We start from the raw sequence: 11,963 nt of genomic DNA, 5'->3' as shown, positions 1-11,963 counted from the left end.
CGGCGGCGCCGCCGCGAGCACGGCGACGACGGCATCGCGACCGGGCTGACCGCGGCCGAGAACCACGGCCACTCCCACACCCACCCACCGGGCGAGGGCCACGACCACGGCCACGGTCCTGGCCACCAGCACGAGCACGGCCCAGGCCATACGCACCCGCATCAGCACCCGTCCGCCGATGGAGCGGGCCAAGTCATCAGGAGCATCGCATGACGTTCCGTCAGAAGTACATTTACGGCAAGGACCCCATCGAGATCAACGCGGGCCGCCGCACGCTGAAGGTCACCGTGAGCAATACCGGTGACCGTGCGGTACAGATCGGCTCCCACTACCACTTCTTCGAGGTCAACTCGGCGCTGCTGTTCGACCGCCAGGAGACGCTCGGCATGCACCTCAACATCCCCGCCGGCACCTCCGTGCGCTTCGAGCCCGGCGGCTCGCGCGAGGTCGAACTGTGCGCGTACAGCGGAACCGGCCGGCTGGTCGGCTTCAGCGGGCTGCTCAACGGCAGCCTCGCCTCCCACCCCGCACGCGTCGAAGCCGTCCGCAAGGCCATCGAGCAGGGCTTCCAGGGCGCGCAGAACACCCCCACCGCCAAGAGCGCCAAGGCCACCAAGCCCACGGCCAAGCCCGCCGCCAGGGCCACCAAGCCGGCCGTCAAGGCCTCCAAGCCCGCCTCCAAGCCCGCCGCCAAGGCCGGCAAGGAAAAGAAGAAGGGTTCGCGCTGATGCCCATCCTGCCGCGCAAGCAGTACACCGACATGTTCGGCCCGACGGTCGGCGACCGCTTCCACCTCGCCGACACCAACCTCGTCGTCGAGGTCGAGAAGGACTTCAGCGAGGGCCAGTACGGGGACGAGATCCTCTACGGCGGCGGCAAGACCATGCGTGACGGCATGGGCTCCGATCCGCAGGTCACCGCCGCCCAGGGCGCTCTCGACACCGTCATCACCAACGTCGTGCTCATCGACCCCATCGTCGGTGTCGTCAAGTGCGACATCGGCATCAAGGACGGCTTCATCGCCGGCATCGGCAAGTCGGGCAATCCGCAGACCCAGAACAACGTGCACCCGGATCTGGTCATCGGGGCGGGCACCGAGGCCATCGCCGGTGAACACCTCATCGCCACCGCGGGAGCGATCGACAGCCACGTCCACCTGATCGCACCGCAACAGGCCGAGCAGGCACTCACCAACGGCATCACCACGCTCATCGGCGGTGGTACCGGGCCGAGCGACGGCACGAACGGCACCACCTGCACGCCGGGACCGTACAACATCGCCCGGTTCCTGCAGGCGGCCGAGGCCTTCCCGGTCAACCTCGGCATCATGGGCAAGGGCAACGGCAGCCTTCCCGAGGCGCTCAACGAGCAGATCGTCGCCGGTGCCTGCGCCCTGAAGGTCCACGAGGACTGGGGCGCCACCCCCGCCGTGATCGACAACGCGTTGAACGTCGCCGACCAGTACGACGTCCAGGTGGCCATCCACACCGACAGCCTCAACGAGAGCGGCTACTTCGAAGACACCCGCTCCGCGTTCGACGGCCGCACCATCCACACCTTCCACAGCGAGGGCGCGGGCGGCGGGCACGCCCCTGACATCATGCGGGTGGCCGGCGAGCCGAACGTGCTGCCGTCCTCCACCAACCCGACGCTGCCCTACACCAAGAACTCGGTGGACGAGCTGCTCGACATGGTCATGGTCTGTCACCACCTCAGCCACGACATCCCCGAGGACGTCTCCTTCGCCGACAGCCGGGTCCGGGCCGAGACGATCGCCGCCGAGTCGGTCCTGCACGACCTCGGTGTGATCAGCATGGTCTCCTCCGACTCCCAGGCGATGGGCCGGGTCGGGGAGTCCGTCACCCGGACCTTCCAGATCGCCCACCACTGCAAGGACAAGCTCGGCACGATGGAGGGCGACTCCGCTCGCAACGACAACCAGCGGGTGCTGCGCTACCTGGCGAAGGTCACCATCAACCCCGCCATCGCCACCGGTATCTCGGATCACGTGGGTTCGATCGAGAAGGGGAAGCTCGCCGACATCGTGCTCTGGCCGATCCACTCCTTCGGTGCCAAGCCGAAGATGGTGATCAAGGGCGGCATCATCTCGTGGGCGCAGATGGGCGACCCCAACGCCTCACTGCCGACACCGCAGCCCGTCATCTACCGCCCGATGTTCGGGCAGTACGGCAAGGCCCTGCCGACGACGCATGCCACCTTCATGTCCCAGGCCGGTATCGCTGCCGGGGTCCCGGCCGAGCTGGGCCTGGACCGCATGATCCTGCCGGTGAGCCGCACCCGCACCATCGGCAAGCACAACATGGTCCGCAACGACGCCCTGCCGGACATCCAGGTCGACCCGGAGACGTTCAAGGTCACGCTCAACGGCAAGGTCGCCACCATCGACCCGGCCGAGAAGCTGCCCCTCAACCACCTGTACTTCCTGGTCTAGGCCGGTGTACCGCAACGAGGGCGACACCGCGGGCGAGTCCGTGCCGGCCATGACCGCGGCCGGCACGGGTCTGGGACCGCTGCTGGTCAGCCTCCAGCTGACCGACTCCGCGTTCCCGAGCGGCTTCTACACGCTGTCGCACAGTCTGGAGGGCTTCGCCCAGGCCGGGGCCATCGACCCCGCCGCCGTGCCGCTGCTGCTCCGGGACCTGCTGCTGCACGGCGTCGGTCCCGCCGACGCCACGGCGCTCGCCCTCGCCCACCGCGCGACCGCGGCGGGCGACCCGGCGGCCGTCGTCCGGATCGACGAGCACCTCTTCGCGACCAAGCTGGGCCGCGAGATGCGCCAGGCCGCCACCCGGACCGGCCGGCAGCTGCTCGACCTGGGCCACGAGGTCTTCGACCGCCCGGAGATCGGCGACTACTTCGACCGCGTGGTACGCCGGGAGGCCCCCGGTACCCAGGCGGTGGCCGCAGGTGTCATCTACGCCGCGACCGGGGTCCCGCTCCGGCAGGCCGTCGCCTCGGACCTGTTCGCCTTCTGCGTCAGCTTCGCGGGCGCGGCCCTGCGGCTCCGGCTGACCGACCACCGCTCGGCACAGACCCTCCTGCGGGGTGCCGCACCCGTCATCGAAGAGACCGTCGAGGCGGCGCTGCGGCGCGAACTCGATGACGTCGGCGCCACCGTCTTCGCCTCGGACATCATGTCGGGCCGTCATGAACGCGCCGAGGCCCGGCTCTTCGCCAGCTGAAATCCACTCCGTCACACACCAGGGAGCACCATGGACGACAACGTACTGCGGGTCGGCGTCGGCGGACCGGTCGGATCCGGCAAGACCGCGCTCATCGAGGCGCTGGTGCCGATTCTGATCGAGCGCGGACACCGCCCCTCCGTCATCACCAACGACATCTACACCCAGGAGGACGCCCAGCACATCCGCCGCACCCTGGCCGGAGTCCTCGAACCGGAGCGCGTCGTCGGGGTCGAGACGGGCGCCTGCCCCCACACCGCCGTACGCGACGACCCCACGATGAACCTGGCGGCCGGCGCCGAGATGCTGGAGCGCTTCCCGGACACGGACACGCTGCTCTACGAGTCCGGTGGCGACAACCTCACCCTGACCTTCAGCCCGGCCCTCGTGGACCTCTTCCTCTTCGTGCTGGACACCGCGGAGGGCGAGAAGATGCCCCGCAAGCGCGGCCCCGGCATCACCGAGTCCGATCTCCTCGTCATCAACAAGATCGATATCGCGCAGTACGTCCGCACGGACATCAACGTCATGGAGTCCGACGCCCACCGGGTCCGGGACAACCGCCCCGTCGTCCTCACCGACTGCCTGACCGGCGTCGGCATCGACGAGATCGCGGTCTACCTCGAATCGCGCCGCAAGGTGCTGATCTGAGATGACGCTCGCCCCGCACCGGCCCCCGGCCGACCGGCTCGCCGAGGAGTACTACACGGCGGTCCGGGTCCCCCCGGACGTGGCGGCCCTGGCCTCCGTGCCCGACACGCTCGCGCCCGGGTCCCCGGCCAAGGTCGGCATCCTCGACCTGGCCTTCGCCGTGCGGGGCGGGCGCACCGAACTCGTCGAGCGCTACCAGAAGACACCGTTGCAGATCATGCGGCCGCTGTGGATCGACCCCGCGCTGCCCGGCATGAGCTACGTCTACCTGTTGGCGACCGGCGGTGGCGTCGCCCAGGCCGACCGCTACCGGATGGACTTCCGCTGCGGACCGGACACCCAGGTCCATCTCACCACCCAGGCCGCCACCAAGGTCTTCCGCATGGAGCACGACTACGCGAGCCAGCGGGTGCACCTGACGGCGGAGGCCGGGAGCTACGTCGAGTACCTGCCGGACCCGCTGATCCCGTTCAAGGACGCGCGTTTCTACCAGCGCACCGAGGTCACGGTCGCAAGCGGCGCCACTGTCGTCGTCGGCGACACCCTCACGGCCGGACGGCTCGCCCGGGGTGAACGCCACGCCTACCGGGTGCTCGCCACCGACCTGTGTATCCGCAGGCCCGACGGCACCCTGCTCGCCGTCGACACCCTGCGCCTCGCCCCGGGGCCGGACGGCGGGGGAGTCCTGGGACCCGGTGTGTTCGCCGGGTACGACCATGTCGCCTCGCTCTTCGTCGTGACCGACCGCACCCCGGCCGCCGAACTCGCCGACACCCTGCACGAGGCGCTGGCCCCACTCGGCGTCCTGTACGGCGTGAGCGTCCTGCCCCGGGACTGCGGCGCCTGGGTGCGGCTGCTGGACGACAGCCCGATCCGGGTCGCCGCCGCCCATCAGGCGGCCTGGCAGTCCGTGCGCCGGCTGCTCACCGGCCATCCCGCCCCCGATCTGCGCAAGCCGTAGTCCCTCCGCCCCCACGAACCCACGAGGTGCCCGCCGATGAACACCGCTCCCGCGCCGATGCCGCCCGCGTACGACTCCGGTGACACCGCCTGGCTGCTCGCCTCGACCGCCATGGTGCTGCTGATGACGCCCGGTCTCGCGTTCTTCTACGGCGGCATGGTACGTACCAAGCACGTGCTGATGATGATCAAGATGAGCTTCGCCGCGCTCGCGTTCGGCACCCTGCTCTGGTGGGTCATCGGCTACACGCTGGCGTTCGGCCCCGATGTGTCGGGCGCCGGAGTCATCGGCAATCTCGACCACGTGTTCATGCGCGGCATCGACCTGACCACGCTGACAGGAGCGATCCCCACCTACGTCTACAGCACCTTCCAGATGGGCTTCGCCATCATCACGGTGGCGCTGATCAGCGGTTCGATCGCCGACCGCGCCACCATGAGGGGCTGGCTCGTCTTCGTCGTGCTGTGGCTGCTCATCGTCTACATCCCCATCGCGCACTGGGTGTTCGACTCGGACGGCTGGATCGTCAGGCACCTCGGCGCCCTCGACTTCGCCGGCGGTCTCCCGGTGGAGCTCAACTCCGGTGTCGCGGGCCTCGCCGTCGCGCTCGTCCTGCGGGCACCGCGCGACTTCGCCCGCCGCGAGGAGCGCCCGAACAACATTCCGCTTGTGGTCATCGGAGTCGGGCTGCTCTGGTTCGGCTGGTTCGGCTTCAACTCCGGTTCGGCACTGAGCGACCAGGGCACCGCAGCCGCGGCCTTCATCAACACCCAGCTCGGGGCCGCGGGCGCGATGGTCACCTGGCCGCTGGTGGAGAAGTGGCGCACCGGCAGCGTCACCACGATGGGGGTCGTCTCCTCCGCCGTCGCGGGCATGGTCGCCATCACCCCGGCCTGCGGTGAGATCAACACGCTCGGCGCGGTCATCACCGGCCTCGTCGTCGGCGCGGTCTGTGCGTTCGCGATCACGCTGAAGTTCCGTTTCAACGTGGACGACACACTCGACGTGGTGGGCGTGCACGGTGTCGGCGGGCTGATCGGCCTGATCATGGTCGGTCTGTTCGCCACCGCACGCATCAGCGGCAAGAAGGGGCTGTTCTACGGAGGCGGCTGGGGGCTGCTGGGCAAGCAGCTCGTCGCGATCGTCGCAGTGATCGCCTTCTCCTTCATCCTGACCTGGCTCATCGCCAAGGCCGTGGACCTGACCGTGGGGTTCCGCGCCAAGGAGGAGTACGACAACGTTCCCGGCGCGGAACAGGAACGCGCGTACGACTTCCAGACCGCCGAGCGCCTCGGTGCGCTGGTCTCCGGCAAGCCGGTGACCAGCGACGACGAACTCGTCAAGCAGATCAGCACCCTGCTGCGGGCCCGCGAGCACGAGAAGTAGCCGACGAGGGGTGGGCCGGGCGTCACATGTCCGGCCCACCCCGCTTTCTCCCCCGAGTCATCCGATGGATGTGGGGGAGAAGTTTCGTTCTGTCTGGAAGATTGCATTGACAGGTTCACGTCGTGCTCCAATCATCGGACGTCATGACCGAACTTCCCAGGCGCCATGTACTCGGAATGACGGCAGGGGCGGCAGTCGGCGCCGCCCTGCTCACCCCCGCCACCGCCGAAGCGGCCCCGCGAACCGGGACCGCGCCCGAGACCCTTCACGGCGGTGACTGGGGGACCGTGCCCCCGGCCGTCCCCGTCCCCCTCGACGACTGGTTCGACAACGACGGCATCGACACCGCCGAGGCCCGCGGCGGCAGCTTCGACGGCTCCGGCTACACCTTCCCCGGCGAGGAGCTCCCCGCAGGGGACCGGGAGATAGCCGGCACCACCTTCCGCTTCCCGGCCGCCGGGGCGGGGGCGAAGAACAACATCGTCGCCCTCGGCCAGCGCATCGACCTCCCACCGGGCCGCTACCTGTCCGGTCTCCTCCTCACCGCGTGCAGCTACGGAGCCGCGTCGGGCAAGGCCACGGTGCACTACGCCGACGGCACCACATCGGCCCCGGCCCTCGCCGGACCCGACTGGTACTCCGGCAGCGGCGACCTGACCTCCGCCTACCGCTACGCCCCCGACGGGACGAAGGACCCGCACCCGGTCTCCATCGCCGTGTCCGAGATCCCGCTCGACCCGACAAGGCAGGCCGTCGCGCTGACCCTTCCCACCACCCAGCCCGCCGAGGCCGACAAGTCCGCCCTGCACGTCTTCGCGCTCTCCCTCCAGCCGGCGGCCGAGGGCCGGGCGCTGGCCGTGCGCGACGCCCGCACCACCACCTCGCTGCTGGAACACGGAGCACAGAGCGTCGAGGCCACGGTCGTCAACGCGGGCACGGTCGGCATCCTCGCCGCCGACGGCCTCACCCTCTCGGTGGACGTACCCGGGGCGCGTACCGTCGCACCCGCCCGTGTCACCCGGCTCGCCCCCGGCGACCAGGCCCGCGTCCGCATCGGCATCCGCAACAGACCGGGTACCGCGCCCGGCACCGCCCGGGACGGCAGCGTGGTGGCACGCGGCCGGGGACAGCAGGCGGCAACGGTCCGGCGCTCGCTCACCCTCGGGGTCCCCGACTACACCCCCACGGACGCGTCCCTCTCCACCCACCAGGCGCCGTACTGGTTCCAGGACGCGAAATTCGGGATCTTCATCCACTGGGGCGTCTACTCGGTTCCGGCCTGGGCACCGGTCGGCACGCAGTACGCCGAGTGGTACTGGAACCAGATGCAGGACCCGAACAACCCCACGTACGCCCATCACCGTGACACCTACGGCGAGTCGTTCGCCTACGACGACTTCATCCCGCGGTTCCGCGCCGAACACTTCGACCCCCGCTCCTGGGTGGAGCTGTTCCGGGACGCCGGCGCGCAGTACCACGTGCTCACCTCGAAGCACCACGAGGGCTTCGCGCTCTGGGACACCAAACTCTCCGACCGCAACTCCGTGAAGATGGGCCCCAAGCGCGATGTGATCAGGGAACTCTTCGACGCCTCACGGCGCTACGCCCCCGAACTCCACCGCGGGCTGTACTTCTCCATGCCCGAGTGGTTCAACCCGGACCACCCGTGGATGGGGCACGCCCCGCGCAATCCGTACACCCTGGAGCCCGTCCCGTACACCGGCCACACGGCGGGCAAGGACTACGTCACCGAGTTCCAGGGCCCGCAGATGCTGGAGCTGATCGAGGGGTACGACCCCGAGATCATCTGGTGCGACATCGGTGGCGACAACGACAGCCACCGGGTGCTCGCCGAGTACTTCAACCAAGCCAAGAACCGGGCCCGTCCGGTGGACGTCACGGTCAACGACCGCTCGGGAATCGGGTCGCACGACTTCACGACGCCCGAGTACACGACGTACGACCAGATCGTCACCGCCAAATGGGAGTCCAGCCGGGGCCTCGACCCCTACAGCTACGGCTACAACGCGCAGACCCCGGACGAGAAGTACATGACGGCCGAGGAGATCGTGCACTCGCTCGTCGACATCGTCTCCAAGAACGGGAACTTCCTGCTCGACATCGGACCGAAGGCCGACGGCACGATCCCCGGCATCATGCAGCGCAGGCTGCGCGAGACGGGGCAGTGGCTGAAGACCAACGGAGAGGCGATCTACGACACCACGTACTGGTCGCGGATGCCGCAGCTGGGCGAGGACCTGCGGTTCACCGTCCGGCCGGACAAGGCGTTCTACATCCACTCGCTGGCCCGGCCCGGCGCGACCCTGACGGTCGGGGCCCCGGTGCCGGTCCGCGGCGGCGACCGGATCACGCTGCTCGGGTACGACCGGCCGCTGAGCTGGCGCACCACCGGCGACTCGCTGGTGATCGACGTGCCGGCGGCGGCCCGCAGGACCGGCGAGCACGCCTGGGTGTTCAAGATCGCCTGGTCGGGCTGACCGGTGCGGGACCCTGCGGCACCGGCCGCATGAAGTCCCGCACGTAGGTGCGGTGCCACCAGCGCCCGGTGGCCCGCAGTTCGCGCCAGGTCGTGTACCGGTAGCGGTACACCCTGGCGCGGACGTGCGCGGGCGGGGTGCCGGGGAACGGGTTGTGCCGCAGCAGCCGCAGCGTGTCCCGGTCGTTCTCCAGCAGCCGCTGCACGAACGGGCCGAACCAGGGGCGGGCGTAGGCGGGTGAGAGCGCGGCGAACCACATCATCCAGTCGAGCCGCAGGTGGTACGGGGCGAACTGGCGCGGCAGCCGCCGCGGATCTCCCGGCTTCCCGCGGAACCCGTACTCCCGCCAGACCGTGCCCGGATGCACGACCCGCTCGTCCGTGCCCTCGACCACCACCTCCAGCCGGACCCGGCTGATGCTGCCGAACGCGCCGTACGTATTGACCAGGTGCAGCGGGTCGAACGAGCGGTTCATCACCTGGCGGCGCGAGACCAGATTGCGGGCCGGGCGGTAGCTCAGAGCCAGCACCAGGGCGGTGACGGCGATGACCACCACCTCGTACCAGAGGGGCGCGGCGGACTGCGCGGGCGGCTCGGCGACCGGGGACCAGTCGATGGCCGACAGGGCGAGCGCGATCGTCAGCCAGTTGAGCCACGCGAAGTTCCCCGACAGCACCAGCCAGAGCTGGGTCAGGACCATCAGGGCCGCCGCCACGCCCGCCACCGGCTGCGGGGTGAAGAGCAGCACCGGGACCAGGAGCTGGGTCACATGGTTGGCCGCCACCTCGGCCCGGTGCAGGGGCCGGGGGAGCCGGTGGAAGAACCAGCTCAGCGGGCCGGGCATCGGCTGGGTCTCGTGATGGAAGTACAGGCACGTCAGCCTGCGCCAGCACGCGTCGCCGCGGATCTTGATCAGCCCGGCGCCGAACTCCACCCGGAACAGCACCCAGCGCAGCAGCCACAGCACCAGCACCGGCGGGGCGGTGCCCGCGTTGCCGAGGAAGACGGCGAGGAATCCGGTCTCCAGCAGCAGCGACTCCCAGCCGAAGCCGTACCAGGTGTCGCCGACCTGGACGATCGACAGGTACAGCGCCCAGGGCAGGGCCCACAGCAGCATCGCCGCCCACAGCGGCAGATGACTGTCCAGGCCGGCGATCAGCGCGACGGAGAGCGCACAGCCGGTCCACGCGACCAGGGCGAAGAAGCGGTCGGAGTAGTGGAGGCGGAAGAGCCCGGGAGCGGTGCGCCAGTCCGTGCGCCGCAGGAGTCCGGGAGCGGGCAGCATGCCGCGTTCACCGATCAGCGCCCGGAACTGGAGCGCGGCGGTGAGGAAGGCGGTCAGATAGATGACGCCGAGCGCCCGCTGAAAGATCAGCCGGCTGAGCCAGTACCCGTCTGCGGTGAACCATTCCATTGCCTCCATTATCGGCCCCGCGGCGCCTTCCGGCGCCTCAGTTCCGCTTCTGGCGCGCCTCCGTGACGATCCGGCGCAGGGTGCTGCCGAGCCTGCGCGCGTACCAGAGCTGGGCCACCGGTACGAGCGGACCGGCGAGCCGGGCGTACCAGCGGGCGGGCCGGCTGAACGCCATGACGGTGAACGACACCGTCCCGTCGTCGGCCAGGTCGACCACGAAGGACTCCTCGCCGCACTCGGGGTGCCGGGTCAGCGTTCCGTAGCCGAATCCGATGCGCTGCGTGGCGTACTCGGTCCAGATGACCCGGCAGGGCGCGGTGAACCGGAACGGGCCCGCCCCCAGTGCCACCCGAACGGCCGCTCCGGGCTCGGCGCGTCGCGTCGAGGCGACGACCCGGGCTCCGGCGACGCGGTGCATACGGAATTCGGTGACCGCGGCGCCGGCGGCCTCGAAGTCCGCGCGGCCGTGGCCGATCCGGTTGCGGTGGTGCAGGTGGTGGTAGCCGTCGGGGAGCGGGCCGAGACGGGTGGCGCCCACTTCCGGGTACGTCAGGGTGCTCATGCGGTGCGTCCTTCGTGGTCGGCGGGTGCGCGGAGCCGCCTCCAGGCGAGCACCGAGCAGAGCGCGAAGCCCAGCGCGTTGCCGACGCCGTGGGTGGCGGCCATCCAGGTCAGGGTGGGATGGGGCAGTCCGGTGGCCTCGCCCAGCGCCCAGCTCAGCGCGAGCACCATGGTCACCGCGAGCACTGCGGCCGAGGTGGCGAGCAGCAGCCGGGTGGCCCGGTCGCGACCGGCCGGCCGGACCGTCCGCCAGGTCAGCAGGGCGACGGTCCACATCCCCGCCGTCAGTACGACCGCCCCGGCCAGCTCGGTCCGGTCGCCGACGAAATAGCCGATCAGGACGAGCAGGGTACCCAGCGGAACGCTCAGCGCCGCGAACCTGCCCGCGGTGCTGTCGACGAGCCGGCAGACCAGTCCGGAGACCAGGGCGGCGGCGAATCCGGCGAAGTGGAAGTGCGGCACGGTCAGCGCCAGGATGCCGGGGCCGAAGCCGAACAGCGAGTGCCCCGAGCGCTCGGCGACCAGTGCGGTCGCGGCGATCGAGGGGGTCACCAGGGCGGTGAGCAGCGCGACCTCGGCGGGCGCGGTCCGCGAGGAGCGCAGCGCTGCGGGGTGGCGGGCGAGCCGGTGCAGGGCGTGCAGTGCGAGGAGTGCGGCTCCGAGGGCGTAGCAGAGGGCGAGGAGAGTGGCGGGCAGGCCGCGCGGCAGCCAGAGGGAGACGGCTCCCGGTACGGCGAAGGCCGGCCACAGCCGCCGTATCCGGCCGAGCTCCGGTACGTCCGCCAGCAGCAGCCCGGCCGGCACGATCACCAGCATGCCGAGCATCACGGTCAGACCGACCAGGACCGACATGGCCTACCCCCGTCTTGAACATGTTCAAGTGATGTAGGTGCTGACTCTAGGGCCTTTCTTGAACGTGTTCAAGGTGCTGCTGCCGACCCCGTCCGGCCTCCTGCGCCCGTCGTGTGCCGTCGGCTTGCGGGGGAGGGGCAACTGCGGCAGACATAGGGGGACCACTCGGGACCGGTGAACCGGCAGGAGACCTCTTCGTGCGCTCACCCATACGCCTGCGCCGCGCCGCGGGCGCCACGCTGTCCGCCGGGATCCTGCTCGCCGCGGGCTGCGCGCGGGACGCCCCCGGCAGCGGCAACGGCACCAAGGGGACGGCCGACGCCCAGGAGGTCCTCCTGCAGCCTGCCGCGGCGCGGGGGCCCGACCCCTTCACCGGCTCGACGGCGAGGCCGTCCGGTGCGGCGCCGGCCCCGTCGCGCACCGGACGGCCTCGCCGT

10 protein-coding genes and 2 pseudogenes are annotated in these 11,963 nt (G+C 70.3%); 9 read left to right on the top strand and 3 right to left on the bottom strand.

Annotated features, from left to right (window positions below; translation table 11 throughout):
- The 8 genes and pseudogenes from J1C73_RS35900 to J1C73_RS05450 form a co-directional block, all read left to right on the top strand.
- Positions 1-213 (top strand): annotated as a pseudogene (locus J1C73_RS35900) (cobalamin biosynthesis protein CbiX); the annotation flags it as partial.
- A complete protein-coding gene (locus tag J1C73_RS05480; RefSeq protein WP_207315345.1) occupies positions 210-728 on the top strand; it encodes an urease subunit beta in 519 nt (172 codons plus the stop codon). The pseudogene J1C73_RS35900 and the gene J1C73_RS05480, both read left to right, overlap by 4 nt.
- Entirely contained in the window at positions 728-2,452 is a 1,725-nt protein-coding gene (gene ureC, locus J1C73_RS05475; RefSeq protein WP_207315344.1) for an urease subunit alpha, read from the top strand. Before J1C73_RS05480 ends, ureC begins: the two co-directional genes overlap by 1 nt.
- 4 nt (positions 2,453-2,456) lie before the next feature.
- Positions 2,457-3,203 carry an urease accessory protein UreF gene (locus tag J1C73_RS05470; protein WP_207315343.1) on the top strand — a complete coding sequence of 249 codons (747 nt, stop codon included), beginning with the start codon at positions 2,457-2,459 and terminating at the stop codon, positions 3,201-3,203.
- 30 nt (positions 3,204-3,233) lie between these two features.
- Positions 3,234-3,854 (top strand): urease accessory protein UreG, encoded by a 621-nt coding sequence (gene ureG / locus J1C73_RS05465; protein WP_124285788.1) that lies wholly within the window; start codon positions 3,234-3,236, stop codon positions 3,852-3,854.
- A 1-nt stretch (position 3,855) separates the two neighbouring features.
- Positions 3,856-4,815: an urease accessory protein UreD gene (locus J1C73_RS05460; protein WP_207315342.1), complete on the top strand. Its 960-nt coding sequence runs from the start codon at positions 3,856-3,858 to the stop codon at positions 4,813-4,815.
- 36 nt (positions 4,816-4,851) lie between these two features.
- Complete coding sequence (locus J1C73_RS05455) at positions 4,852-6,201, top strand: ammonium transporter (protein ID WP_207315341.1); 1,350 nt, start codon at positions 4,852-4,854, stop codon at positions 6,199-6,201.
- Positions 6,202-6,344: 143 nt separating this feature from the next.
- Entirely contained in the window at positions 6,345-8,699 is a 2,355-nt protein-coding gene (locus tag J1C73_RS05450; protein WP_207315340.1) for an alpha-L-fucosidase, read from the top strand.
- On the opposite strand, the gene J1C73_RS05445 is transcribed toward J1C73_RS05450, so the two are convergent.
- The 3 genes from J1C73_RS05445 to J1C73_RS05435 are packed head-to-tail and all read right to left on the bottom strand — an operon-like array spanning position 8,677 to position 11,526.
- Positions 8,677-10,113, bottom strand: a complete 1,437-nt coding sequence (locus J1C73_RS05445; protein ID WP_207315339.1) for a lipase maturation factor family protein — start codon at positions 10,111-10,113, stop codon at positions 8,677-8,679. The genes J1C73_RS05450 and J1C73_RS05445 overlap by 23 nt on opposite strands.
- A gap of 37 nt (positions 10,114-10,150) precedes the next feature.
- Positions 10,151-10,675, bottom strand: a complete 525-nt coding sequence (locus tag J1C73_RS05440) for a DUF1990 domain-containing protein (protein ID WP_207315338.1) — start codon at positions 10,673-10,675, stop codon at positions 10,151-10,153.
- On the bottom strand, positions 10,672-11,526 hold the full coding sequence (locus J1C73_RS05435) for a YndJ family protein (protein ID WP_207315337.1): 855 nt from the start codon (positions 11,524-11,526) through the stop codon (positions 10,672-10,674). Before J1C73_RS05435 ends, J1C73_RS05440 begins: the two co-directional genes overlap by 4 nt.
- Positions 11,527-11,723: 197 nt before the next feature.
- On the opposite strand from J1C73_RS05435, the pseudogene J1C73_RS05430 reads away from it, so the two are divergent.
- A pseudogene (locus J1C73_RS05430) lies at positions 11,724-11,963 on the top strand (DUF6777 domain-containing protein); the annotation flags it as partial.

It is taken from the genome of Streptomyces laculatispora, assembly GCF_017353455.1.
GTDB classification, from domain to species: domain Bacteria; phylum Actinomycetota; class Actinomycetes; order Streptomycetales; family Streptomycetaceae; genus Streptomyces; species Streptomyces laculatispora.
The sequence above is the reverse complement of the archived record's forward strand: the minus strand, read 5'-3'. Positions and strand labels throughout refer to the sequence as shown.

Excerpts from the sequence above, each read along its gene's own strand:
- J1C73_RS05435 (WP_207315337.1), bottom strand. The coding sequence starts at position 11,526 with ATGTCGGTCCTGGTCGGTCTGACCGTGATGCTCGGCATGCTGGTGATC.
- J1C73_RS05455 (WP_207315341.1), top strand. The coding sequence starts at position 4,852 with ATGAACACCGCTCCCGCGCCGATGCCGCCCGCGTACGACTCCGGTGAC.
- J1C73_RS05460 (WP_207315342.1), top strand. The coding sequence starts at position 3,856 with ATGACGCTCGCCCCGCACCGGCCCCCGGCCGACCGGCTCGCCGAGGAG.
- J1C73_RS05445 (WP_207315339.1), bottom strand. The coding sequence starts at position 10,113 with ATGGAATGGTTCACCGCAGACGGGTACTGGCTCAGCCGGCTGATCTTT.
- J1C73_RS05450 (WP_207315340.1), top strand. The coding sequence starts at position 6,345 with ATGACCGAACTTCCCAGGCGCCATGTACTCGGAATGACGGCAGGGGCG.
- ureG (WP_124285788.1), top strand. The coding sequence starts at position 3,234 with ATGGACGACAACGTACTGCGGGTCGGCGTCGGCGGACCGGTCGGATCC.
- ureC (WP_207315344.1), top strand. The coding sequence starts at position 728 with ATGCCCATCCTGCCGCGCAAGCAGTACACCGACATGTTCGGCCCGACG.
- J1C73_RS05480 (WP_207315345.1), top strand. The coding sequence starts at position 210 with ATGACGTTCCGTCAGAAGTACATTTACGGCAAGGACCCCATCGAGATC.
- J1C73_RS05440 (WP_207315338.1), bottom strand. The coding sequence starts at position 10,675 with ATGAGCACCCTGACGTACCCGGAAGTGGGCGCCACCCGTCTCGGCCCG.